Below are 20,674 nucleotides of genomic sequence, written 5' to 3'. Positions count from 1 at the left end.
TAGGAGATCTTGGCGGCGACGTAGTTCAGCCCCCAGGAAAAAGTCAGCCCGACCATGATGGAAGCAGCCGCCAGATCGACCGCATCGCGGCGATCCAATGCCGAGGCAACGGCCAATGTCAGTCCTCCGCGCTGGCGTCGTTGAAGCCGATCAGGTTCCAGCTCTGGCGCATATGCGGCGGCATCGGCGCGGTGACGTCGATGACGCCCTTGTCCGGGTGCGGAATGACGATGCGGCGCGCATGCAGATGCAGGCGGTTTTGAATGCCGCCCGGAAAGTCCCAGTTGGTGTCGGCCTCGAAATATTTAGGGTCGCCGAGGATCGGGCAGCCGATATAGACGGCATGAACGCGCAGCTGGTGGGTGCGGCCAGTGTACGGCTCCATTTCCAGCCAGGTCATCGTCTGAGCCGCCTGCTCGATGATGCGATAGTAGGACACGGCGTGGTCGGCGCCCTTTTCGCCATGGGCTGCCACGCGCACGCGGTCGCCGTCCTCGGTCGGCTCCTTGATCAACCAGGTCGAGATCTTGTCCTCGCGCTTGGGCGGGACACCTTTGACCAGCGCCCAATAGGTCTTCTTGGTCTCACGCGCCCGGAATGACTCGGAAAGCTTCATCGCCGCAAGCCTTGTGCGAGCAACCACCAGCACGCCCGATGTGTCGCGGTCGAGCCGGTGCACCAGGCGCGGCTTCTCGCCCTTCTGGCTGCGCCAGGCCTCCAGCATGTCGTCGACATTGCGGGTGACGCCCGAGCCGCCTTGCACCGCCAGGCCCGCCGGCTTGTTGAAGACGAAGACTTTTGGATCTTCGTGGATCAGCATCTTGGCCAGCACATCGGCGTCGCCCTGGTTGCGGATCGAGTAACCCGTAAGCGCACTCTCGCCCTTCTTGTCGACCTCGAGCGGCGGCACACGCACCACCTGGCCGGGCTCGACACGGCTGTCGGCCTTGACCCGGCCGCCATCGACGCGGATCTGGCCCGAGCGCAGCAACTTCTGCAGATGGCCAAAGCCGAGACCGGGGAAATGGGTCTTGAACCAGCGATCGAGCCGCATGCCCGCCTCGCCGGCCTCCACCGTGATCTGTTCTACGCCTGCCATGATTTTCGCTTTATCCGTTTCTAACGCGTGACCCCGAAAATCTACTCCGGCTTTCGGAAAGGATCATGCGCAAGATCAAAGTTTCTGCAGCGCGTCCAGGAGGATGCGCCGTGCTCTAGGCCGGGCAATAACACTATGAAACGGTTCTTGCGAGCCAAAGTCCCAGAAACAGGGCGATAATGGCGCCAACGACGCTGGCCAGCGCATATCCCAACGCCGGCAGCGTCGCTCCGCGCTCCCATAGGGTCGCGAAATCGAGCGAAAAGGCGGAGAAGGTGGTGAAGCCGCCAAGGATGCCGGTGGCGACGAACAGCCGGAGCTCATTGGAACCGCCGCGCCGCATCAGCGCGGCGATGAACAACCCCATGGCAAATGAGCCGACGATGTTGATCGCCATCGTCCCCCAGGGATAGTTGGGGCCGACGAGGCGCAAGGTGCCGATGTTGGTCAGGTGGCGGATGCCGGCGCCGATGCCGCCGCCGACCACAACAAGAAGCAGATTGAACATGCCCGTTTACTGCCCGGCCAAGGCAGTGCGGTCAATCCCTTCAGGCCAACGCCTCAGGTCGTCTCGACCTTCTTTGCCTTGCTCGAGCCGATCATCTTCCAGTTCTTGTAGAACATGGAATTGATGCGCTCGACGGTGACCGAAACGATGGCCAGAAGTCCGGCGATGAAACCGGGGAACGGCGACGGGCGGATTATGTCCATGAACACGCAGTAGCGGCGTCCGTCATACTCGTTGACCGAGCGGTGCAGCAGCGTGTCGTCGAAAATATAGAGCGGGTTGTCGTGCCAGTAATTCCTGGCGCCGTTGCATTCGACGAAAACCTCTGCCTTCACCGGCAAGAGATTGTAGAGGATGCGCAGGCTGAGCCGCAGCGGTCCGAAATGCCAGGAAGTCGATTCCTTGCCTCTGAAGACAGACACGGCAATGGTCTTGATGTATTTGAAATCCTTGTTGAATTCCGCGACATTGTCGATCCGGTGCTTGCCGTACCACTGATAGACATACATGCCGCGACGACCGGTGCCGAAATTGGCGTCGATATCGGCGATGATCTCGTCCTTGCGCGCCTTGAAGACGTCAAGAACCTCGTTGACCTCGCGCTGATAATCGGCAGGAAACTGCTCCAGCTTCCACACACCCGGGTTGCCGTAGCAAACGAGGTCCACCAGCAGATTGAAGGGCGACAGCAGCCAGGTGAAGATGCCATTGCCGAGGAAATAGCCGCGCAACAGCGACAGATCCTTGTTGGCGTTGCGCAGCACATCGATCAGGCCGCAGACGATCCAGATCGTGGTCAGGATCGGAATGAAATAGAATCCGAGCGCGAGCAGCGGGACAGCAATCACAGCCTGGCGAAGCATTTTGCGAAGGGATTTTGTCATTTCTGTTCGCGCGGCGCGCTGTCCCCGTTCCGAATTATCGCCCGTCCTGGCAGCCTCCCGGCCGAGTCATGCGACGTGATAGGGCTTTTTGTCATGCGGTACAATCACACTGCTGTGACTGGCGGGGACAGAATTTCAGTTCATCGCGGGCAGGCCGAGTTCGTCCCGTTTGTCCCGCGCACCTATTTTTCCCGCTCGTTGCGCAGCTTTGCCCAATAGTCCAGCCGTTTCTTGATATCGCGCTCGAAGCCGCGTTCGGGCGGATCGTAAAAGGTCTGCCGGCCCATCTTTTCGGGGAAATAGTCCTGGCCGGAAAAGGCATCGGGCTGGTCATGATCGTAGCGGTAGCCGGCGCCATAATCCTCCTCTTTCATCAGCTTGGTCGGCGCGTTGAGGATGTGCTTGGGCGGCAGCAGCGAACCGAACTCCTTCGCCGCCCGCGTGGCTGCCTTGAAGGCGGTATAGACGGCGTTGGATTTGGGCGCGGTGGCGAGATAGACGGTGGCCTCGGCGAAGGCCAGTTCGCCTTCGGGCGAGCCGAGATAGTCGTAGGCGTCCTTGGCGGCGTTGGCGATAACCAGTGCCTGCGGGTCGGCCAGCCCGATATCCTCCATCGCCATGCGCACCAGCCGGCGGCCGAGATAGAGCGGATCCTCGCCGGCGTCGAACATGCGGGCAAGATAATAAAGCGCCGCGTCCGGGTCGGACCCACGCACCGATTTGTGCAGCGCCGAGATCAGATTGTAGTGACCGTCCTGGCCCTTGTCATAGATCGGCGCGCGGCGCTGGACGATGCGCTGCAGCCCTTCGGGATCGAAAACCTCGCCGGGTTTGGCGGCGCGCCAGACTTCCTCGGCCAGCGTCAGCGAGGCCCGGCCGTCACCATCGCTCATGCGGATGAGCATCGCCCGCGCCTCTTCGTCGAGCGGCAGCGCCCTGCCCTCTGTCTCCTCCGCGCGCGTCATCAGCTTGGCGATGCTCTCCTCGCCCAGCGAGTGAAACACCAGCACCCGCGCTCGCGACAGAAGCGCGGCGTTCAGCTCGAACGATGGATTTTCGGTGGTGGCGCCGACCAGAACAACTGTTCCATCCTCCATGACCGGGAGGAAAGAGTCCTGCTGGGCACGGTTGAAGCGATGGATCTCGTCGACGAACAGCAGCGTCTGCCGGCCATTGGTTCGCCGCAGCTTCGCTGCCTCGAACACTTTCTTCAGGTCCGCGACGCCGGAAAACACCGCCGATATCTGCTCGAACGCAAGACTGGTCTCACCGGCCAACAGCCGTGCAACGGTTGTTTTGCCGGTTCCCGGCGGTCCCCAGAAAATCATCGAGCCGAGCGAACCCGAGTTGATCAGCCGCGTCAGCGCGCCGTCCGGCCCGGTCAAATGCTCCTGGCCGACGACCTCGCCAAGATTTTTCGGGCGCAGCCGATCGGCCAAAGGCCGGCCGGGCGGCGCTCTTTCCGGTTCATCGACGCTGAACAGATCGGCCATCTAGGTCTTCTGGTTGGAGCACGATCCTCAGAAATGGGAAGATCGCCTCAGTAACGCAACACCTGGCGCAGTATCTGCCCGCCGCGCTCGACGGTAAAGCGCCACCAGCGTGTATCCTGCTGGGCAAGCTGCGCCAGTGTCGCCGCCGTATCGACCGTCGTGCCGTTCACCTCGCGCACGATGTCGCCCGGCTGGAAGCCGAAATCGGCGGCCGGCGAATCGCGGTTGATGTCGACCACGGTGACCCCCTTTAGGTCGGTGCGCAGGCCGAGCCGCTGGGCGAGCCTGGGCGACAGTTCCGCGACCTTGGCGCCGGAGAACGGGCTGCGGCCATGCAGGGTCACTTCCGACGCCTTGGCGCCTTCCGGCGCGCGCTCCAGTGCAATCTCCATCGTCGCCTGCTGGCCCTTGCTCAGGATGGCGAAGGTCGCCTTGGTGCCGATCGACAGGGTCGCCATGCGGTAATCCAGCGCCTCGATGCCTTCGACCGTCGTGCCATTGAGCTGCAGCACGACATCGCCGGGCTTCAGCCCTGCCTTGGCCGCCGGTCCGGCTTCCTCAACCGACGACACCAGCGCGCCGGTCGGCTTCTCCATGCCAAGCGATTCGGCGATCTGCGGTGTGACCGCTTCGAACTCGGCGCCTATATAGGGCCGCTCGAAGAAATCGAGCCCGGCCTTGGCCGCGTCGGCGAAGGCGCGCACCATGTTGGCGGGGATGGCAAAGCCGATGCCGATCGAGCCGCCGCTGCGGCTGTAGATGGCGGTGTTGATGCCGACCAGCTGGCCGCCCATGTTGATCAGCGCGCCGCCGGAATTGCCGGGATTGATGGCGGCGTCGGTCTGGATGAAGTAGCCCGAATCCGAAACGCCGATATGGCTGCGGGCAAGCGCCGACACGATGCCGCTGGTGGTGGTCTGGCCGACGCCGAACGGATTGCCGATGGCCAGCACCAGGTCGCCGACCTCGAGCGCGTCGGAATCGCCGATGGCGATCACCGGAAACGGCTTGTCGGAGGTGATCTTGAGCACGGCGAGGTCGAGCGTCTCGTCCTTGAGCATGACCTTCGAGGTGAATTCGCGCCCGTCGGCGGTCGCGACCTTGACCTCGTCGGCATCCTTGATCACGTGGAAATTGGTGACGACGACGCCGCTCGGGTCGACCAGCACGCCCGAGCCGAGCGAGGATTGAGCGCGCGGCTGCGCGCGGCCGAAAAATTCCTCGAAGAACGGATCGCCGTCAAAGGGCGACGTGACCTTGGCCGTCTGCGACGCATAGACATTGACCACCGCCGGCGCCGTCTGCTTGACCAGGGGCGCAAACGACAGCTGCACCTCTTCGCGGCCGAACGGCACGCGCTTGTCGGGACCGGAGGTGCCGTTCTCGCCTTCGACGCCATGCAGGAGGTCGGTCAGCACATCGGAGAGCCCTGGATCGGCTGGCTTGGCGGCGTCCTCAGCCAGAGCCTGCCTGACTGTCGGCGCGGCTGCGAACGCCATCATGGCGAAGAGCAGAACAAGAGACAGTCGGTTGGCGCGCATTCGCGAATCCTCCAAGGCAAGTTCGGGGGCATTGTCCCGACGATTGTGCAGAATGAAAGGCTAATGCACTGAAATGCGGCGATTGTCGTGCAAAAGCACTTGGCCGGCAGGCAAAAAAAGCCCGGCGAAGCATGCCCTTGCGACAATGCAAAAAAGGGGCCCGAAGGCCCCTTGAAAGTCATTTGCGAAAACCGAGCCTTATGCGGCAGTGGCTTCCTCGTTGGCGCCTTCGGCTTCGAGGCGGGCGCGGTCGCCGGCGCCCTTGGCGTCGGTGTCGCGGTCGACGAACTCGATGACCGCCATGGCGGCATTGTCGCCGTGGCGGAAGCCCGCCTTCATGATGCGCAGATAGCCGCCGTTGCGGTCGGCGTAGCGCGGCGCAATCGTGTCGAACAAACGCTTGACGACGCCTTCATTGCCGATCTGGGCAATGACCTGGCGGCGCGCATGCAAGTCGCCGCGCTTGCCGAGCGTCACCAGCTTCTCGACGATTGGACGCAAATCCTTCGCCTTCGGCAGGGTGGTGACGATCTGCTCATGTTCGAGCAGCGACACGGCGAGGTTGGCGAACATCGACTTGCGATGGCTAATGCTTCGGGCGAAGCGGCGGCCTTTAAAACCGTGGCGCATGGCTCTTTTCCTTCTTCAGTTGTTCAAGAGGCCACGGCCTCTGATGGTTTTCCGCATGACCGTCGGATCGAGCGGCCCACGCCGCCGATCCTTGGAAATTCATGCTCAATATTGGTCTTCGTAACGCTTGGCGAGGTCTTCGATGTTTTCCGGCGGCCAGTCCGGCACTTCCATGCCGAGGTGCAGGCCCATCGCCGCGAGCACTTCCTTGATCTCGTTCAGCGACTTGCGGCCGAAGTTCGGGGTGCGCAGCATCTCGGCTTCGGTCTTCTGGATGAGATCGCCGATGTAGACGATGTTGTCGTTCTTCAGGCAGTTGGCCGAACGCACCGAAAGCTCGAGTTCGTCGACCTTCTTGAGCAGCGCCGGGTTGAAGGCAAGCTCGGTGACTGCCTCGGTGGCGACTTCCTTCTGCGGCTCGTCGAAATTGACGAACAGGCCAAGCTGGTCCTGCAGGATGCGGGCAGCGAATGCCACCGCGTCCTCGCCCGAGATCGAACCGTCGGTCTCGATGGTCATGGTCAGCTTGTCATAGTCGAGAACCTGGCCCTCGCGGGTGTTCTCGACCTTGTAGGAGACCTTCTTGACCGGCGAATACAGGCTGTCGACCGGGATCAGGCCGATCGGCGCGTCTTCGGCGCGGTTGCGGTCGGCCGGCACGTAACCCTTGCCGGTGTCGACGGTGAATTCCATGCGGATTTCAGCGCCCTCGTCCAGCGTGCAGATGACGTGGTCGGGGTTGAGGATCTCGACGTCGCCAACCGTCTGGATGTCGCCAGCCAGAACCGCACCCGGGCCCTGCTTGCGAACGACCATGCGCTTGGGACCATCGCCTTCCATGCGGATGGCGATTTCCTTGATGTTGAGGACGATGTCGGTCACGTCCTCACGCACGCCGGCAATCGACGAGAATTCATGCAGAACGCCGTCGATCTGCACGGCGGTGACAGCCGCACCGCGCAGCGAAGACAAAAGCACGCGGCGCAGCGCGTTGCCGAGCGTCAGGCCGAAGCCACGCTCGAGCGGCTCGGCGACCAGCGTGGTCAGCGTCTTCTTCTTCGACGAGAACTCGATCTTGTTCGGCTTGATCAGTTCCTGCCAATTTTTCTGGATCATGATGCTTTCCTTCCGTTGACCCGCCACCATCCAATCGTGGCGGGCGACCTGGAGTGCCGTGGAGGAGCGCCTTGAGGCGCTCACGCGGCGTTCGGTAATGTCTTAGACGCGGCGCTTCTTGCGCGGGCGGCAGCCATTGTGCGGGATCGGCGTCACATCACGGATCGAGGTGATGGTGAAGCCGGCAGCCTGCAGGGCGCGAAGCGCCGATTCACGACCGGAGCCGGGTCCGCAGACCTCGACTTCGAGCATGCGCATGCCGTGTTCCTGGGCCTTCTTGGCGACGTCTTCGGCAGCCATCTGGGCGGCGAACGGGGTCGACTTGCGCGAACCCTTGAAGCCCTGGGCACCGGCCGACGACCAGGCAATCGAATTGCCCTGCGCGTCGGTGATGGTGATCATCGTGTTGTTGAAGGTCGAATTGACGTGGGCAACGCCCGACGAGATGTTCTTGCGTTCGCGACGGCGAACACGAGCGGCTTCCTTGGCCATGATAGTCCTTTCAGTTGATCTCTACACCGCCGTAATGCCAGCGGCTCCACCTTTGAAAGCGAGTAGTGAGCAGGGATTAGCGAATAGGGACCCTACTCGCTAATGGCTACTCGCTATTCGCTCACTTACTTTTTCTTGCCGGCGATCGACTTGGCCGGGCCCTTGCGGGTGCGTGCATTGGTGTGCGTGCGCTGACCGCGAACCGGTAGCGAACGGCGGTGACGCAGGCCGCGGTAGCAGCCGAGGTCCATGAGACGCTTGATGTTCATCGACACTTCGCGGCGCAGGTCGCCTTCGACCTGGTAGTCGCGGTCGATGGTCTCGCGGATCTGCAGCACTTCCGCGTCGGTCAACTGGTTGACGCGGCGCTCGGCCGGGATGCCGACCTTGTCGACGATCTCCTGGGCGAACTTCTTGCCAATGCCGTGAATGTACTGAAGCGCAATGACGACGCGCTTGTTGGTCGGAATGTTGACGCCGGCTATACGAGCCATATTCTTCTTTCTCCATGTGGGACCGGCCGGCCTTCAAAACAAGGCATGCGCGGCGCTGTTCAAATTACCCCGCGTCCGGTGGAGGCCGGCCCTTGCGGGAGTTCCCTAGTTTCAATGCGGCTGCCTTGCCCTTGCGGACAAGCAAGCCTCATGCCTGATAGGAAGACGGGCCGCCATAACCCAGCGAACCGTTCCAGTCAAGCGCAATCTTTACTTTACCGTAACGGTCTCCCGCGTTACCGCCGCGAGCAGCGCTTCAATCTCCGCCGTCACGGTGTCGACAGGAGCCATGCCGTCGACACTCCTAAGCGAGCGTTTGGCGTAATAATAGCCGATCAGCGGCGCCGTCTTCTTGTAATATTCCCGCAGGCGCTCTTCGAACACCACCGGATTGTCGTCCTTGCGCACCGGCTGTCCGGCGGCCTTGGCGTCGTCGGCGCGCTTGACGATGCGGCCGACCAGCGCTTTGTCGTCGACGACGAACTCGATCACGGCATCGAGGCCAATGCCGCGCTCGGCGAGCATCGATTCAACCGCATCAGCCTGCACCAGCGTGCGCGGATAGCCGTCGAGAATGAAACCGTTGATGCAATCGGGCTGATCGATGCGCTCGGCCACGATGGCGTTGACGATGGCGTCGGAAACCAGCTCGCCGGCATCCATCACCGCCTTGGCGCGCTTGCCGACTTCGGTGCCGGCCTGCACGGCCGCCCGCAGCATGTCACCCGTCGACAGCTGCGGTATGCCGTATTTTTCTACCAGTCTTTGTGCTTGCGTCCCCTTGCCCGCTCCTGGCGGCCCAAGCAATATCAATCTCATCTGGCCTTCTTCCCCCCGCGCAGCTTCGACTTCTTGATCAGGCCCTCATACTGGTGCGCGATCAGGTGACCCTGGATCTGCGCCACCGTATCGAGGGTTACACTGACCACGATCAGAAGCGATGTGCCACCGAGGTAGAATGGTACGCCAGTCGCCGAAATCAGGAACTCGGGCAGCAGGCACACCAGCACCAGATAGATGGCGCCGACGACGGTGATGCGCGTCAGGACATAGTCGATGTAATCGGCGGTGCGCTCACCCGGACGGTAGCCCGGAATGAAGCCGGAATGCTTCTTGAGCTGGTCCGCGGTGTCCTTCGGATTGAACACGATGGCCGTGTAGAAGAAGGCGAAGAACACGATCATTGCCGCATAGAACAGCATGTAGAGCGGCTGGCCGTGGCCGAGCGAAGCGAGCACGGTGCTTGCCCAGGCCGGCAGGTTTGTCGTCTGCGAGAAGCCGGCGACCGTTGCCGGCAGCAAAAGCAGCGACGACGCGAAGATCGGCGGAATGACGCCCGACGTGTTGAGCTTCAGCGGCAGATGCGAGGTATCGCCCTGGAACATGCGGTTGCCGACCTGGCGCTTCGGATACTGGATCAGCAGGCGGCGCTGCGCGCGCTCGAAGAACACGATCAGCGCGATGACGATGATGGCCAGCACGATGATCGCGAGTATCAGCCCGGTCGATAGAGCGCCGGTGCGGCCGAGCTCCAGCGTGCCGGAGATGGCGCGCGGCAGGCCGGCGACGATGCCGGAGAAAATGATCAGCGAAATGCCGTTGCCGATGCCGCGGGCGGTGATCTGCTCGCCCAGCCACATCAGGAACATGGTGCCGCCAACCAGCGTGACGACGGTCGAGATGCGGAAGAACATGCCGGGATCGTTGACGATGCCGTTGCCGCCTTCCAGGCCCACTGAAATGCCGTAGGCCTGCACCAGCGCCAGGAGTACCGTGCCGTAGCGCGTGTACTGGTTGATGACCTTGCGGCCCTGCTCGCCTTCCTTTTTCAGCGCTTCCAGCGACGGAATGACCGAGGTCATCAGCTGCATGATGATGGAGGCTGAGATATAAGGCATGATGCCGAGCGCGAAGATCGCCATGCGCTGCACGGCGCCGCCGGCGAACATGTTGAACATGCCGAGCACGCCCTTGGCCTGCGAAGAGAAGGCCTGCGCGAATGCATCCGGATTGATGCCGGGCAGCGGGATATAGGTGCCGAGGCGATAGACGAGCAGCGCGCCGACGGTGAACCAGATTCGCTTCTTCAGGTCCTCCGCCTTGGCGAAAGCCGCAAAATTCAGATTCGAGGCTAGTTGTTCAGCAGCCGAAGCCATGCCTGATTCTCCGCTAGAGCACGATGCCGAAAAGTGTGAAGCGGTTTTCGGACAACGTCATGCGCTACTTCTTTGATTTGTATGTCACGCTCGATGCCCGCAGCTCAGGCGGCGCGGCACCGAAGCTCACGAGATAAGCTCCGGGCTCCAAACATGCAAGCGGCCGCGTTGACGCGGCCGCCTAATTGATCGGATCAAAGCGCAATCGTGAACAAAAACGGATACCGTTCCTGCCGACCGCGCTTCAAATTGCCGTTACTCCGCTGCCGCTTCCGGCAGCTTGACCGAACCGCCGGCCTTTTCGATCTTCTCGATCGCGGCCTTGGAGGCGCCGGCGACGTCGAAGGCAAGCTTTGCCTTGAGCTCGCCGTCCGAGAGGATGCGCACGCCGTCCTTGACGCGGCGGATGACGCCGGCGGCAACGAGTGCCTCGGCCGTCACGGTCGCCTTGGCGTCGAGCTTCTTGGCATCGAGCGCCGTCTGGATACGAGCCAGCGACACGACGACAAAGCTCTTGGCGAAGATGTTATTGAAGCCACGCTTCGGCAGGCGCCGATAGAGCGGCATCTGGCCGCCCTCGAAGCCGTTGATGGCGACGCCGGAGCGCGCCTTCTGGCCCTTGACGCCGCGACCGCCGGTCTTGCCCGAGCCGGAGCCGATGCCACGGCCGAGACGCTTCTTGGAGTGCGTCGCGCCGTCCTTGTCACGCAGATCGTTGAGTTTCATCTGGGTTCTCCTGCGCTTTTGCTCAGCCCTCGTCCACGACGCGGACGAGATGCTGGACGGCAGCGATCATGCCGCGCACCGAGGGAGTGTCCTCCAGCGTGCGCTGCTTGTGCATCTTGTTGAGGCCGAGGCCGACCAGCGTTGCGCGCTGTTCCTTCGGGCGGCGGATCGGCGAACCGATCTGCTCAACGGTGATGGTCTTGGTTGCTTTCTTGGCCATGGTCAAAATCCCTGGTCAGATCGACTATTCTTCAGCCGCAACGGCGGTGCCGCGGCGGGCCTGAAGGGTCGAATACTTGATGCCGCGCGCAGCAGCCACATCCTTGGGATGCATCTGGCTCTTCAGCGCGTCGAATGTGGCGCGAACCATGTTGTAGGGGTTCGACGAACCCATCGACTTGGCGACCACGTCATGCATGCCGAGCGTCTCGAAGACAGCGCGCATCGGGCCGCCGGCGATGATGCCGGTACCCTGCTTGGCAGCGCGCAGCAGCACGCGTCCGGCGCCCCAGCGTCCTTCGACGTCGTGGTGCAGCGTGCGGCCCGAGCGCAGCGGCACGAAAATCATGTCGCGCTTGGCCGACTCGGTTGCCTTGCGGATCGCTTCCGGCACTTCGCGCGCCTTGCCGTGACCGAAGCCGACGCGGCCCTTCTGGTCGCCGACGACGACGAGTGCTGCAAAACCGAAGCGACGGCCGCCCTTGACGACCTTGGCGACACGGTTGATGTGGACGAGCTTGTCCACCATGCCGTCATCGCGTTCTTCACGATCGCGGCCGCGGCCGCCATCCCTACGTTCCTGTGCCATATCCTGTTCCTTGTTTTTTTCCGGAAGCACGGTTGCTGATAAAATCCGGTGCGCCTCTTTGGGTCACCGGGGGCGAGTTATTTTTCCTTGCATGATCTTGTCCGAAAAGTCTGCAACTTTTTGCTGCGCTGACCTTCGGTTCGGGAACAGGCAATTAGAAGCTCAGACCGCCTTCACGGGCAGCCTCGGCCAGCGCCTTGACGCGGCCGTGATAGATGTAGGCGCCGCGGTCGAAGACGACTTCCTTGACGCCGGCCTTCGAAGCACGCTCGGCGATCAGCTTGCCAACAGCGGCTGCTGCCTCGGTGTCGGCGCCGGTCTTGAGCGAACCCTTGAGGTCCTTCTCGAGTGTCGATGCAGCCGCGATGGTATGGCCCTTGGCGTCGTCGATGACCTGCACGTAGATGTTCTTCGACGTGCGGTGAACCGAGAGACGCGGACGTTCGCCGGCGACCTTCTTGATCTGGCGGCGGACGCGCTGCGCGCGGCGCTGGATGGATTCCTTGGTAGCCATGATAGTCTTCCTTGCCTTCAAAAAACGGGGGCCGCCATGTGCGGTAGGCGAAAGCGCCTCCCGCGACCGCTCCCCGCGGCGTTGCACTTCTTTGGCTTGGCCTTTTCCGAAAAGTCTGCAACTTTTCGGGGCCAGGCTTACTACTTCTTCTTGCCTTCCTTGCGGACGATCTTCTCGCCGGCATAGCGGACACCCTTGCCCTTGTAGGGCTCGGGACCGCGATACTCGCGGATCTCGGCTGCAACCTGGCCGACCTGCTGCTTGTCGATGCCGGTCACGGTGATTTCCGTCGGCTTCGGCACGGTGATCGTGATGCCGGCCGGCGTCTCGTAAACGACGTCGTGGCTGAAGCCAAGCGCCAGCTGCAGGTTCTTGCCCTGGAGTGCCGCGCGATAGCCGACGCCGGTGATCTCGAGCTTCTTCTCGAAACCGTCCTTGACGCCCTGCAGGATGTTGACGATCTGCGTGCGCGACATGCCCCACTTGGAGCGGGCGGTCTTGGTCTGGTCGCGCGGCTGGACAGCGATTTCGCTGCCTTCCATCTTGACCAGCACTTCGTCGTTCACCACGAACTTCAGCTCGCCCTTGGGGCCCTTCGCCGTCACGGTCTGGCCGTTGACGGTCGCGGTCACGCCCTGCGGCAGCGAAACGGGTTTCTTTCCAATACGAGACATTTGGTTGTCCTCGTCACTTCTCTTGTTTCAGGTCTGCCGAATTAGAAAATCTGGCAGAGGATTTCGCCGCCGACATTCTGTTCGCGTGCTTCGTGATCGGCCATCACGCCCTTCGGCGTCGAAAGGATGGCGATGCCGAGGCCGTTGGCGACGTGCGGGATCGACTTGGCCGAGACGTAAACGCGGCGGCCAGGCTTCGAGACGCGGGCGATTTCGCGCACGACCGGAGCACCGTCGAAATACTTCAGCTCGATTTCGATTTCGGACTTGCCGTTGTCGAAGTCGGTCTGGCTGTAGTCGCGGATATAGCCTTCAGCCTTCAGCACGTCGAGGACGCGGGTACGCAGGCGCGAGGCCGGCGTCGAAACGCTCGACTTCTTACGGCCATACGCGTTGCGGATGCGGGTCAGCATATCGCCGAGAGGATCGCTCAATGACATGTTATGTCCTCCTTACCAGCTCGACTTGACCAGGCCCGGGATCTGGCCGTTATTGCCGAGATCACGAAGCGCGATGCGCGATACTTTGAGCTTGCGATAATAGGCGCGCGGACGGCCGGTAACTTCGCAGCGGTTGCGGATGCGGATCTTGGCCGAGTTGCGCGGCAGGGCAGCAAGCTTCAGCTGAGCGCGGAAACGCTCTTCCATCGGCTTGGACTGGTCCATGATGATCGCCTTGAGCGCTGCGCGCTTGGGACCGTACTGGTCGGCAAGCTTGCGGCGCCTGTTGTTCTTCTCGACTGAGCTGGTCTTTGCCATTTCAGATTTTTCCTTTTCTCGCTGCCGTTACTGGCGGAAGGGGAAGTTGAAGGCCTTGAGCAATGCCCTGGCTTCGTCGTCCGTCTTCGCAGTCGTACAAACGATGACGTCCATGCCCCAGATCTGATCAACCTTGTCGTAGTTGATCTCCGGGAACACGATGTGTTCCTTGATGCCCATGGCGTAGTTGCCACGGCCATCGAAGCTCTTCGGATTCAGTCCGCGAAAGTCGCGGACGCGCGGCAGTGCGATGTTCACGAGACGGTCGAGGAACTCGTACATGCGTTCCTTGCGCAGCGTGACCTTGGCGCCGATCGGCATCTTCTCGCGGACCTTGAAGCCGGCGATCGAATTACGGGCGCGGGTGACGACGGCCTTCTGGCCGGCGATCATCGCCAGGTCTTCGGCCGCGATCGAAGGCTTCTTCGAATCCGCGGTCGCTTCGCCGACGCCCATGTTCAGCACGATCTTGTCGATGCGCGGAACCTGCATCTCGTTCTCGTAGCCGAACTGCTCCTGCAGCGCCTTGCGGATGGTCTCGTTGTAGACCTGCTTGAGGCGCGGCGTGTTCTGCGCCTTGGACTGTTTGCTTTCAGCCTTGGGCTTCGTGGTTTGAGCCTTAGCCATTGATGACTTCTCCCGAGCGCTTGGCGACGCGCACCTTCTTGCCGTCCTTCTGGAAGATGAAGCCGACGCGGGTCGGCTTGCCATCCTTGGGGTCGGCCAGCGCGATGTTCGACAGCTGGATCGGCGCTTCCTTGGTGATGATCCCGCCCTCTTGGGACTGGGACTGCTTCTGGTGACGACGGATCATGTTGACGCCGCGCACCAGCGCGGTGTCTTCCTTCGGCTGAACCGAAAGGACTTCGCCCGAACGGCCCTTGTCCTTGCCGGCCAGCACGACGACCTTGTCGCCTTTTCTAATCTTTTGCATTGGTCCGGCTCCTTACAGCACTTCAGGCGCGAGCGAGATGATCTTCATGTGGTTCTTGGCGCGGAGTTCGCGCGGAACCGGTCCGAAGATACGCGTGCCGATCGGCTCTTTCTTGTTGTCGACGAGAACGGCCGCGTTCTTGTCGAAACGGATCACGCTGCCGTCCGGGCGGCGGATGTCCTTGGCCGTGCGAACCACGACCGCCTTCATCACATCGCCCTTCTTAACGCGGCCGCGCGGAATGGCTTCCTTGATCGACACCACGATGATGTCGCCTACGGAAGCGTATTTCCGCTTCGAGCCGCCCAGCACCTTGATGCACATGACACGACGGGCGCCTGAATTATCCGCGACGTCGAGGTTTGTTTGCATCTGAATCATGACTGGCCGCCTTCTTCTCTTCTAACGGGACGGGCTCAAAGCCCCTCCCCGGTCTGTCCAAAATTCGGTTTGTTACGCCTGGTCCGAAGACACGACGATCCAGCGCTTGTCCTTGGAAATCGGCTTCGATTCCTGGATGAACACCTGATCGCCGACCTTGTGGGCGTTGTTCTCGTCGTGCGCCTTGTACTTCTTGGTCATGCGCACGGTCTTCTTCATCACGGGATGCGTGAAGCGCCGTTCGACCTTGACGACTACCGTCTTCTCGTTCTTGTCGCTGACGACAGTGCCCTGCAGAATGCGCTTTGGCATGATTTTCGTCCTTAAGCCTTCTTGGCCGCGGACTTTTCCGCAGCGATGGTCTTGATACGCGCAATGTCCTTGCGAACCTGCCGCACGCGCGCGGTCTTCTCGAGCTGGCCGGTGGCCTTCTGGAAGCGCAGGTTGAACTGCTCCTTCTTCAGGCTGGCCAGATCGTCGGTCAGCTGGTCCTGGGTCTTCGTCCGGATGTCTTCGGCTTTCATGATCAGCCCGTCCTTATTCTGCGATGCGCTGTACGAAGCGCGTCCTGACCGAGAGCTTGGCCGCGCCGAGACGCAGCGCCTCACGGGCGGTTTCTTCGTTGACGCCGTCGATCTCGAACATGATGCGGCCCGGCTTGACGCGCGCCGCCCAGTAATCGACAGCGCCCTTGCCCTTGCCCATGCGCACTTCGGTCGGCTTCGACGTCACCGGCACATCAGGGAAAATACGGATCCACACGCGGCCGGCACGCTTCATCTCACGAGTGATCGCGCGGCGGGCCGCCTCGATCTCACGCGCGGTGACGCGGTTCGGCTCGAGCGCCTTCAGCCCGAAACCACCGAAATCCAGGTTGGTGCCGCCCTTTGCGGTACCATGGATACGGCCCTTGAACTGCTTGCGGAACTTTGTGCGCTTTGGCTGCAGCATCGTTCTAACTCCAAATTCCTAAATAATCAGGCGTTTTCGCGACGACGACCGCGTTCGCGATCACCACCACCGCCATGCGCAGCATCACCCTCGGTCGCGCGACGCTCCGAAGCCATCGGATCGTGCTCGAGGATTTCGCCTTTGAACACCCACACCTTGACGCCGCAGATGCCGTAAGCCGTGTGCGCCTCGGCCGTGCCATAGTCGACATCGGCGCGCAGCGTATGCAGCGGCACGCGGCCCTCGCGGTACCATTCCATGCGCGCAATCTCGGCGCCGCCGAGACGGCCGGCGCAGTTGATGCGGATGCCTTCGGCGCCCAGGCGCATGGCCGACTGAACGGCGCGCTTCATGGCGCGGCGGAACGCGATACGACGCTCGAGCTGCTGGGCGATCGACTGGGCGACCAGGGTCGCGTCGATTTCCGGCTTGCGCACTTCAACGATGTTCAAGTGCGTCTCGGACTTCGTCATCTCCATCAGCTTCTTGCGAAGCTTCTCGATGTCGGCGCCCTTCTTGCCGATGATCAGGCCCGGGCGCGCCGCATGGATGGTGACGCGGCACTTCTTGTGCGGGCGCTCGATCACGACCTTCGAAATCGCAGCCTGCTTGAGTTCCTTTTCAAGATATTTGCGGATCTTGATGTCCTCATGCAGCAGCTTGCCGTACTCGCCGGTGTTCGCGAACCAGCGCGAATCCCAGGTGCGGTTGATGCCGAGGCGCAGACCGATCGGATTGACTTTCTGGCCCATTATGCGGCCTCCCCTTTTTCTTCGACTTCACGAACGACGATCGTGAGGTGCGAGAACGGCTTTTCGATACGGCTGGCGCGACCGCGGCCACGAGCATGGAACCGCTTCATGACGATCGACTTGCCGACATAGGCTTCCGCCACGATCAGCGCATCGACGTCGAGGTCGTGGTTGTTTTCCGCGTTGGCGATCGCCGATTCCAGCGTCTTCTTGACCGTGCCGGAAATCCGCTTGGCCGAGAATTCGAGATCGGAAAGCGCTGTCGCGACCTTCTTGCCGCGGATCAGCGCGGCAACCAGGTTCAGCTTCTGCGGGCTGATACGGATCGTGCGCAGAACGGCGCGCGCTTCGTTGTCAGCAAGCCTGCGCGGAGCTTTGGCCTTGCCCATGATTATTTCCTCTTCGCCTTCTTATCCGCGCCGTGACCGTAATAGGTCCGGGTCGGAGCGAATTCACCGAACTTGTGACCGACCATGTCCTCGTTCACCGAGACGGGAACATGCTTCTGGCCGTTGTAGACACCGAAGGTGAAGCCGACGAACTGCGGCAGGATGGTGGAGCGACGGCTCCACATCTTGATCACCTCATTGCGACCACCTTCACGAACCTTGTCCACCTTCTTGAGAAGGTAGCCGTCGATGAAGGGGCCTTTCCAAATAGAACGAGTCACTTGGCGTTACCTCTTCTTAGCTCTTGCGCTGATGGCGCGAGCGCAGGATGAACTTGTCGGTCGCCTTGTTGGACCGCGTCTTCTTGCCCTTGGTCGGCTTGCCCCACGGGCTGACCGGATGACGGCCACCGGAGGTGCGGCCTTCACCACCGCCATGCGGATGGTCGACCGGGTTCATGGTCACGCCGCGATTGTGCGGGCGCTTGCCGCGCCAGACCGTGCGGCCGGCCTTGCCGTCGTTGATGTTGCCGTGGTCGGGGTTCGACACGGCGCCGACGGTGGCCATGCAGGAGCCGTGAACGACCCGCTGCTCGCCCGAGTTGAGGCGCAGGATCGCCATGCCCTGATCGCGACCGACCAGTTGGCCGTAGCCACCTGCCGAGCGGGCAACCTGGGCGCCCTTGCCCGGCTTCAGCTCGATGTTATGGACGATCGTGCCGACCGGCATCGAGGCCAGCGGCATCGCATTGCCCGGCTTCACGTCGACCGATTCACCGGCCACGATCTTGTCGCCGGCGGCAAGGCGCTGCGGAGCGATGATGTAGGACAGCTCGCCATCGTCATACTTGATCAGCGCGATGAAGGCGGTGCGGTTCGGATCGTATTCAATGCGCTCGACCGTGCCGACGACGTCGAACTTGCGGCGCTTGAAGTCGATGATGCGGTACGAACGCTTGTGACCGCCGCCGATGAAGCGGGCCGTGATGCGGCCGTGATTGTTGCGGCCGCCCGACTTCGTCAGGCCTTCGGTCAGGCCCTTGACGGGCTTGCCCTTGTAGAGGCCCGAGCGGTCGACGATGACCAACTGGCGGGTGCTCGGCGTTACCGGGTTGAATTTTTTAAGTGCCATTGTCCTGTCCTCGCGGCCTAGCTCAGAGACCCGTCGCGACGTCGATCGACTGGCCGTCGGCCAGCGTCACGATCGCCTTCTTGACGTCGCTCTGGCGGCCGATCGTGCCGCGGAAGCGCTTGATCTTGCCCTTGCGGACAAGCGTGTTCACGGCCGTAACCTTGACGCCAAACAGCGCTTCGACAGCGGCCTTGATTTCCGGCTTCGACGCCTTCTTGGCGACGTTGAAAACAACCTGGTTGTTCTCGGAAGCCATGGTCGACTTTTCGGTGATCGCCGGCGAGACGATCACGTCGTAATGACGGAGGTCGGTCATTTAAAGCGCTCCTCGAGAGCCTCGACGGCGGCCTTCGAAAGGACCAGCGTGCCGCGGCGCAGAATGTCGTAAACGTTGATGCCCTGGATGGGCAGCACGTCGATGTTCGGGATGTTGGTCGCCGCCAGCTTGAAGTTCTGGTCAAGCTCGGCACCGCCGATCACCAAGGCGTTGGTCAGGCCCAGCGTCGCGAAATTCGCGATCAGCGCCTTCGTCTTGGCCTCGGTCAGCTTCAGCTCGTCGATGATGATGATCGACGCGCTCTTGGCCTTGGCCGAGAGAGCATGCCGCAAGCCCAGAGCGCGCACCTTCTTCGGCAGATCGTGCTCGTGGCTGCGAACGACCGGGCCGTGGGCCTTGCCGCCGCCGCGGAACTGCGGAGCGCGTGCCGAATGGTGACGGGCGCGGCCCGTACCCTTCTGCTTGTACATCTTGGCGCCGGTGCGCGCGATTTCGGCGCGGCCCTTGGCCTTGTGCGTGCCCTGCTGGCGCTTGGCCAGCTGCCAGCGCACGACGCGCTGCAGGATGTCCTCGCGCGGATCAAGGCCGAAAATCTCCTCGGAGAGTTTCACCTTGCCGGCGTCCTTGCCGCCAAGCGTTGTGATCTTGAGATCCATTATTCTGCTCCCTCTGCGGCCGGAGCCTCGTTCTTGGCGCCACTCTCGGCAGCAACGGCGCGGATCGCGGCAGGCTTCGGCGCATTGGCCGGCAGTGCCACCTTGGCCGCATCGCGGACCAGGATCCAGGCGCCCTTCGATCCGGGAACCGCACCGCGGATCAGGATCAGGCCGCGATCGGCGTCGGTCGAAACGATCTCGACATTCTGTGTGGTGACGCGGGTGTCGCCCATGTGGCCAGCCATATGCTTGCCCTTGAACACTTTGCCCGGATCCTGACGCTGGCCGGTCGAACCGTGCGTACGGTGCGAAACCGAGTTACCGTGCGTCGCGCGGCCACCACCCATGTGGTGGCGCTTGATGACGCCCTGGAAACCCTTGCCGATCGTCGTGCCCGTCACATCGACCTTCTGGCCGGCGACGAAGTGCTCGACGGTGATCTCGGCGCCGACATCGATCATGTTGTCGGCGGAGACGCGAAACTCGGCGACCTTCGCCTTCGGCTCGACGGAAGCGGTCGCGAAATGGCCGCGCATCGCCTTCGACGTGTTCTTCACCTTGGCAAGGCCAACGCCGAGCTGGACGGCCGTATAGCCGTTCTTCTCCTGCGTGCGCTGAGCCACGACCTGGCAGTTCTCCATCTGGAGAACGGTGACGGGAACATGTTCCCCGGCATCATTATAGATGCGGGTCATTCCCACCTTCTTTGCAATCACACCTGAACGCATCGGTTCAATTCCTTTAGAGTTCCGGGCCAGGGGCACCGCCCCTTACCGCGCTCTCATTCCCTTAGAGCTTGATCTCGACGTCGACACCGGCGGCCAGATCGAGCTTCATCAAAGCATCGACCGTCTGCGGGGTCGGATCGACGATGTCGAGCAGACGCTTGTGCGTGCGCATCTCGAACTGCTCGCGGCTCTTCTTGTCGACGTGAGGCGACCGGTTGACCGTGAACTTTTCGATCCGCGTCGGCAGCGGAATGGGGCCGCGGACGTTTGCTCCGGTGCGCTTGGCCGTCGACACGATTTCTTTCGTCGAGGCGTCGAGCACGCGGTGATCAAACGCCTTCAGGCGGATGCGGATATTCTGTCCGTTCATGCGTCACTTCCTTGTTCTGGCGCGGCGCGGGCAAATCCTGCGCCCGCGACAGATCGGTTTAAGTCCAAATTACTCTTTGATGGTGACGACGATGCCGGCACCGACGGTACGGCCGCCTTCACGGATGGCGAAGCGCAGCTTCTCTTCCATGGCGATCGGCACGATCAGCTCGACATCGACCGTGATGTTGTCGCCGGGCATAACCATTTCCG

33 protein-coding genes and 1 pseudogene are annotated in these 20,674 nt (G+C 62.0%); all 34 read right to left on the bottom strand.

What is annotated here, in order from left to right; genetic code table 11:
- A pseudogene (locus NKJ76_RS30985) lies at window positions 1-116 on the bottom strand (EamA/RhaT family transporter); the annotation flags it as partial.
- Window positions 117-118: 2 nt separating this feature from the next.
- Window positions 119-1,099: an RluA family pseudouridine synthase gene (locus NKJ76_RS30980; protein ID WP_352539121.1), complete on the bottom strand. Its 981-nt coding sequence runs from the start codon at window positions 1,097-1,099 to the stop codon at window positions 119-121.
- A gap of 133 nt (window positions 1,100-1,232) precedes the next feature.
- Window positions 1,233-1,607 carry a fluoride efflux transporter CrcB gene (gene crcB / locus NKJ76_RS30975; protein ID WP_023672768.1) on the bottom strand — a complete coding sequence of 125 codons (375 nt, stop codon included), beginning with the start codon at window positions 1,605-1,607 and terminating at the stop codon, window positions 1,233-1,235.
- Window positions 1,608-1,660: 53 nt separating this feature from the next.
- The gene (locus NKJ76_RS30970; RefSeq protein WP_352539120.1) at window positions 1,661-2,491 is read right to left on the bottom strand and encodes an aspartyl/asparaginyl beta-hydroxylase domain-containing protein; all 831 of its coding nucleotides are present in this window, start codon (window positions 2,489-2,491) and stop codon (window positions 1,661-1,663) included.
- A gap of 182 nt (window positions 2,492-2,673) precedes the next feature.
- Window positions 2,674-3,984, bottom strand: coding sequence for a replication-associated recombination protein A (locus tag NKJ76_RS30965; RefSeq protein ID WP_023672766.1), 1,311 nt, complete (start codon window positions 3,982-3,984; stop codon window positions 2,674-2,676).
- Between the two features lie 47 nt (window positions 3,985-4,031).
- Entirely contained in the window at window positions 4,032-5,525 is a 1,494-nt protein-coding gene (locus NKJ76_RS30960; RefSeq protein WP_023688416.1) for a DegQ family serine endoprotease, read from the bottom strand.
- A 198-nt stretch (window positions 5,526-5,723) separates the two neighbouring features.
- A complete protein-coding gene (rplQ, locus tag NKJ76_RS30955; RefSeq protein WP_023691248.1) occupies window positions 5,724-6,155 on the bottom strand; it encodes a 50S ribosomal protein L17 in 432 nt (143 codons plus the stop codon).
- Between the two features lie 105 nt (window positions 6,156-6,260).
- Entirely contained in the window at window positions 6,261-7,271 is a 1,011-nt protein-coding gene (locus tag NKJ76_RS30950; protein ID WP_023682599.1) for a DNA-directed RNA polymerase subunit alpha, read from the bottom strand.
- Between the two features lie 102 nt (window positions 7,272-7,373).
- Complete coding sequence (gene rpsK / locus NKJ76_RS30945; protein ID WP_006205444.1) at window positions 7,374-7,763, bottom strand: 30S ribosomal protein S11; 390 nt, start codon at window positions 7,761-7,763, stop codon at window positions 7,374-7,376.
- A 125-nt stretch (window positions 7,764-7,888) separates the two neighbouring features.
- Window positions 7,889-8,257 (bottom strand): 30S ribosomal protein S13, encoded by a 369-nt coding sequence (rpsM, locus tag NKJ76_RS30940; RefSeq protein WP_006205445.1) that lies wholly within the window; start codon window positions 8,255-8,257, stop codon window positions 7,889-7,891.
- 210 nt (window positions 8,258-8,467) lie between these two features.
- Complete coding sequence (locus NKJ76_RS30935; protein ID WP_352539119.1) at window positions 8,468-9,076, bottom strand: adenylate kinase; 609 nt, start codon at window positions 9,074-9,076, stop codon at window positions 8,468-8,470.
- Window positions 9,073-10,413, bottom strand: coding sequence for a preprotein translocase subunit SecY (gene secY, locus NKJ76_RS30930; protein ID WP_023672761.1), 1,341 nt, complete (start codon window positions 10,411-10,413; stop codon window positions 9,073-9,075). The genes NKJ76_RS30935 and secY overlap by 4 nt, the downstream gene beginning before the upstream one ends.
- Before the next feature lie 255 nt (window positions 10,414-10,668).
- Entirely contained in the window at window positions 10,669-11,139 is a 471-nt protein-coding gene (gene rplO, locus NKJ76_RS30925) for a 50S ribosomal protein L15 (protein WP_023672760.1), read from the bottom strand.
- 22 nt (window positions 11,140-11,161) lie between these two features.
- The gene (gene rpmD, locus NKJ76_RS30920) at window positions 11,162-11,359 is read right to left on the bottom strand and encodes a 50S ribosomal protein L30 (protein WP_006205449.1); all 198 of its coding nucleotides are present in this window, start codon (window positions 11,357-11,359) and stop codon (window positions 11,162-11,164) included.
- A gap of 24 nt (window positions 11,360-11,383) precedes the next feature.
- Window positions 11,384-11,947, bottom strand: coding sequence for a 30S ribosomal protein S5 (rpsE, locus tag NKJ76_RS30915; protein WP_006333394.1), 564 nt, complete (start codon window positions 11,945-11,947; stop codon window positions 11,384-11,386).
- 154 nt (window positions 11,948-12,101) lie between these two features.
- Window positions 12,102-12,461, bottom strand: coding sequence for a 50S ribosomal protein L18 (gene rplR, locus NKJ76_RS30910; protein ID WP_023682602.1), 360 nt, complete (start codon window positions 12,459-12,461; stop codon window positions 12,102-12,104).
- Window positions 12,462-12,601: 140 nt separating this feature from the next.
- Window positions 12,602-13,135 carry a 50S ribosomal protein L6 gene (gene rplF / locus NKJ76_RS30905; RefSeq protein WP_023682603.1) on the bottom strand — a complete coding sequence of 178 codons (534 nt, stop codon included), beginning with the start codon at window positions 13,133-13,135 and terminating at the stop codon, window positions 12,602-12,604.
- A 41-nt stretch (window positions 13,136-13,176) separates the two neighbouring features.
- The gene (rpsH, locus tag NKJ76_RS30900) at window positions 13,177-13,575 is read right to left on the bottom strand and encodes a 30S ribosomal protein S8 (protein WP_006205453.1); all 399 of its coding nucleotides are present in this window, start codon (window positions 13,573-13,575) and stop codon (window positions 13,177-13,179) included.
- Between the two features lie 12 nt (window positions 13,576-13,587).
- Window positions 13,588-13,893 carry a 30S ribosomal protein S14 gene (gene rpsN, locus NKJ76_RS30895; protein WP_010909282.1) on the bottom strand — a complete coding sequence of 102 codons (306 nt, stop codon included), beginning with the start codon at window positions 13,891-13,893 and terminating at the stop codon, window positions 13,588-13,590.
- Window positions 13,894-13,920: 27 nt separating this feature from the next.
- The gene (rplE, locus tag NKJ76_RS30890; protein ID WP_023672755.1) at window positions 13,921-14,520 is read right to left on the bottom strand and encodes a 50S ribosomal protein L5; all 600 of its coding nucleotides are present in this window, start codon (window positions 14,518-14,520) and stop codon (window positions 13,921-13,923) included.
- On the bottom strand, window positions 14,513-14,827 hold the full coding sequence (rplX, locus tag NKJ76_RS30885) for a 50S ribosomal protein L24 (RefSeq protein ID WP_013531428.1): 315 nt from the start codon (window positions 14,825-14,827) through the stop codon (window positions 14,513-14,515). The genes rplE and rplX overlap by 8 nt, the downstream gene beginning before the upstream one ends.
- A 12-nt stretch (window positions 14,828-14,839) precedes the next feature.
- Complete coding sequence (gene rplN, locus NKJ76_RS30880) at window positions 14,840-15,208, bottom strand: 50S ribosomal protein L14 (RefSeq protein ID WP_006205457.1); 369 nt, start codon at window positions 15,206-15,208, stop codon at window positions 14,840-14,842.
- A gap of 72 nt (window positions 15,209-15,280) precedes the next feature.
- Window positions 15,281-15,520, bottom strand: a complete 240-nt coding sequence (rpsQ, locus tag NKJ76_RS30875) for a 30S ribosomal protein S17 (protein ID WP_010909280.1) — start codon at window positions 15,518-15,520, stop codon at window positions 15,281-15,283.
- An 11-nt stretch (window positions 15,521-15,531) separates the two neighbouring features.
- Entirely contained in the window at window positions 15,532-15,732 is a 201-nt protein-coding gene (gene rpmC / locus NKJ76_RS30870) for a 50S ribosomal protein L29 (protein WP_006205459.1), read from the bottom strand.
- 13 nt (window positions 15,733-15,745) lie between these two features.
- On the bottom strand, window positions 15,746-16,159 hold the full coding sequence (rplP, locus tag NKJ76_RS30865) for a 50S ribosomal protein L16 (RefSeq protein ID WP_006205460.1): 414 nt from the start codon (window positions 16,157-16,159) through the stop codon (window positions 15,746-15,748).
- 26 nt (window positions 16,160-16,185) lie between these two features.
- A complete protein-coding gene (gene rpsC / locus NKJ76_RS30860; protein ID WP_023672753.1) occupies window positions 16,186-16,911 on the bottom strand; it encodes a 30S ribosomal protein S3 in 726 nt (241 codons plus the stop codon).
- A complete protein-coding gene (gene rplV, locus NKJ76_RS30855; protein WP_006205462.1) occupies window positions 16,911-17,300 on the bottom strand; it encodes a 50S ribosomal protein L22 in 390 nt (129 codons plus the stop codon). Before rplV ends, rpsC begins: the two co-directional genes overlap by 1 nt.
- Before the next feature lie 2 nt (window positions 17,301-17,302).
- Window positions 17,303-17,581 carry a 30S ribosomal protein S19 gene (gene rpsS / locus NKJ76_RS30850; protein WP_006205463.1) on the bottom strand — a complete coding sequence of 93 codons (279 nt, stop codon included), beginning with the start codon at window positions 17,579-17,581 and terminating at the stop codon, window positions 17,303-17,305.
- Window positions 17,582-17,597: 16 nt separating this feature from the next.
- A complete protein-coding gene (rplB, locus tag NKJ76_RS30845; protein WP_023706515.1) occupies window positions 17,598-18,431 on the bottom strand; it encodes a 50S ribosomal protein L2 in 834 nt (277 codons plus the stop codon).
- A 22-nt stretch (window positions 18,432-18,453) separates the two neighbouring features.
- Window positions 18,454-18,747 (bottom strand): 50S ribosomal protein L23, encoded by a 294-nt coding sequence (locus NKJ76_RS30840; protein WP_023672751.1) that lies wholly within the window; start codon window positions 18,745-18,747, stop codon window positions 18,454-18,456.
- The gene (gene rplD / locus NKJ76_RS30835; protein ID WP_023672750.1) at window positions 18,744-19,364 is read right to left on the bottom strand and encodes a 50S ribosomal protein L4; all 621 of its coding nucleotides are present in this window, start codon (window positions 19,362-19,364) and stop codon (window positions 18,744-18,746) included. The genes NKJ76_RS30840 and rplD overlap by 4 nt, the downstream gene beginning before the upstream one ends.
- Window positions 19,364-20,092 carry a 50S ribosomal protein L3 gene (rplC, locus tag NKJ76_RS30830; protein ID WP_023682606.1) on the bottom strand — a complete coding sequence of 243 codons (729 nt, stop codon included), beginning with the start codon at window positions 20,090-20,092 and terminating at the stop codon, window positions 19,364-19,366. Before rplC ends, rplD begins: the two co-directional genes overlap by 1 nt.
- Window positions 20,093-20,153: 61 nt before the next feature.
- A complete protein-coding gene (rpsJ, locus tag NKJ76_RS30825; protein ID WP_010909272.1) occupies window positions 20,154-20,462 on the bottom strand; it encodes a 30S ribosomal protein S10 in 309 nt (102 codons plus the stop codon).
- 69 nt (window positions 20,463-20,531) lie between these two features.
- Window positions 20,532-20,674: EF-Tu C-terminal domain-related protein (locus NKJ76_RS30820; RefSeq protein ID WP_023796561.1), on the bottom strand; the 143-nt coding region annotated here is incomplete at its 5' end.

Source organism: Mesorhizobium sp. M0029, from assembly GCF_040323735.1.
Classification (GTDB): Bacteria; Pseudomonadota; Alphaproteobacteria; order Rhizobiales; family Rhizobiaceae; genus Mesorhizobium.
Note: the sequence above shows the minus strand (reverse complement) of the source record. Positions and strands in the feature narration are given on the sequence as shown.

What these genes read in the sequence shown, in the direction of transcription:
- rpsN (WP_010909282.1), bottom strand. Translation starts at nt 13,893, where the DNA reads ATGGCAAAGACCAGCTCAGTCGAGAAGAACAACAGGCGCCGCAAGCTT.
- rplN (WP_006205457.1), bottom strand. Translation starts at nt 15,208, where the DNA reads ATGATTCAGATGCAAACAAACCTCGACGTCGCGGATAATTCAGGCGCC.
- rpsH (WP_006205453.1), bottom strand. Translation starts at nt 13,575, where the DNA reads ATGTCATTGAGCGATCCTCTCGGCGATATGCTGACCCGCATCCGCAAC.
- rpsK (WP_006205444.1), bottom strand. Translation starts at nt 7,763, where the DNA reads ATGGCCAAGGAAGCCGCTCGTGTTCGCCGTCGCGAACGCAAGAACATC.
- rplD (WP_023672750.1), bottom strand. Translation starts at nt 19,364, where the DNA reads ATGGATCTCAAGATCACAACGCTTGGCGGCAAGGACGCCGGCAAGGTG.
- rplB (WP_023706515.1), bottom strand. Translation starts at nt 18,431, where the DNA reads ATGGCACTTAAAAAATTCAACCCGGTAACGCCGAGCACCCGCCAGTTG.
- rpsJ (WP_010909272.1), bottom strand. Translation starts at nt 20,462, where the DNA reads ATGAACGGACAGAATATCCGCATCCGCCTGAAGGCGTTTGATCACCGC.
- rpsM (WP_006205445.1), bottom strand. Translation starts at nt 8,257, where the DNA reads ATGGCTCGTATAGCCGGCGTCAACATTCCGACCAACAAGCGCGTCGTC.
- rpsE (WP_006333394.1), bottom strand. Translation starts at nt 11,947, where the DNA reads ATGGCACAGGAACGTAGGGATGGCGGCCGCGGCCGCGATCGTGAAGAA.
- rplF (WP_023682603.1), bottom strand. Translation starts at nt 13,135, where the DNA reads ATGTCTCGTATTGGAAAGAAACCCGTTTCGCTGCCGCAGGGCGTGACC.
- rplC (WP_023682606.1), bottom strand. Translation starts at nt 20,092, where the DNA reads ATGCGTTCAGGTGTGATTGCAAAGAAGGTGGGAATGACCCGCATCTAT.
- rplV (WP_006205462.1), bottom strand. Translation starts at nt 17,300, where the DNA reads ATGGGCAAGGCCAAAGCTCCGCGCAGGCTTGCTGACAACGAAGCGCGC.
- rplQ (WP_023691248.1), bottom strand. Translation starts at nt 6,155, where the DNA reads ATGCGCCACGGTTTTAAAGGCCGCCGCTTCGCCCGAAGCATTAGCCAT.
- crcB (WP_023672768.1), bottom strand. Translation starts at nt 1,607, where the DNA reads ATGTTCAATCTGCTTCTTGTTGTGGTCGGCGGCGGCATCGGCGCCGGC.
- rplX (WP_013531428.1), bottom strand. Translation starts at nt 14,827, where the DNA reads ATGCAAAAGATTAGAAAAGGCGACAAGGTCGTCGTGCTGGCCGGCAAG.
- secY (WP_023672761.1), bottom strand. Translation starts at nt 10,413, where the DNA reads ATGGCTTCGGCTGCTGAACAACTAGCCTCGAATCTGAATTTTGCGGCT.
- NKJ76_RS30950 (WP_023682599.1), bottom strand. Translation starts at nt 7,271, where the DNA reads ATGATCCAGAAAAATTGGCAGGAACTGATCAAGCCGAACAAGATCGAG.
- rplP (WP_006205460.1), bottom strand. Translation starts at nt 16,159, where the DNA reads ATGCTGCAGCCAAAGCGCACAAAGTTCCGCAAGCAGTTCAAGGGCCGT.
- rplR (WP_023682602.1), bottom strand. Translation starts at nt 12,461, where the DNA reads ATGGCTACCAAGGAATCCATCCAGCGCCGCGCGCAGCGCGTCCGCCGC.
- rpmD (WP_006205449.1), bottom strand. Translation starts at nt 11,359, where the DNA reads ATGGCCAAGAAAGCAACCAAGACCATCACCGTTGAGCAGATCGGTTCG.
- rpsC (WP_023672753.1), bottom strand. Translation starts at nt 16,911, where the DNA reads ATGGGCCAGAAAGTCAATCCGATCGGTCTGCGCCTCGGCATCAACCGC.
- rpmC (WP_006205459.1), bottom strand. Translation starts at nt 15,732, where the DNA reads ATGAAAGCCGAAGACATCCGGACGAAGACCCAGGACCAGCTGACCGAC.
- rplO (WP_023672760.1), bottom strand. Translation starts at nt 11,139, where the DNA reads ATGAAACTCAACGATCTGCGTGACAAGGACGGCGCGACGCACTCCAAG.
- NKJ76_RS30980 (WP_352539121.1), bottom strand. Translation starts at nt 1,099, where the DNA reads ATGGCAGGCGTAGAACAGATCACGGTGGAGGCCGGCGAGGCGGGCATG.
- NKJ76_RS30935 (WP_352539119.1), bottom strand. Translation starts at nt 9,076, where the DNA reads ATGAGATTGATATTGCTTGGGCCGCCAGGAGCGGGCAAGGGGACGCAA.
- NKJ76_RS30970 (WP_352539120.1), bottom strand. Translation starts at nt 2,491, where the DNA reads ATGACAAAATCCCTTCGCAAAATGCTTCGCCAGGCTGTGATTGCTGTC.
- NKJ76_RS30960 (WP_023688416.1), bottom strand. Translation starts at nt 5,525, where the DNA reads ATGCGCGCCAACCGACTGTCTCTTGTTCTGCTCTTCGCCATGATGGCG.
- rplE (WP_023672755.1), bottom strand. Translation starts at nt 14,520, where the DNA reads ATGGCTAAGGCTCAAACCACGAAGCCCAAGGCTGAAAGCAAACAGTCC.
- NKJ76_RS30840 (WP_023672751.1), bottom strand. Translation starts at nt 18,747, where the DNA reads ATGACCGACCTCCGTCATTACGACGTGATCGTCTCGCCGGCGATCACC.
- NKJ76_RS30965 (WP_023672766.1), bottom strand. Translation starts at nt 3,984, where the DNA reads ATGGCCGATCTGTTCAGCGTCGATGAACCGGAAAGAGCGCCGCCCGGC.
- rpsQ (WP_010909280.1), bottom strand. Translation starts at nt 15,520, where the DNA reads ATGCCAAAGCGCATTCTGCAGGGCACTGTCGTCAGCGACAAGAACGAG.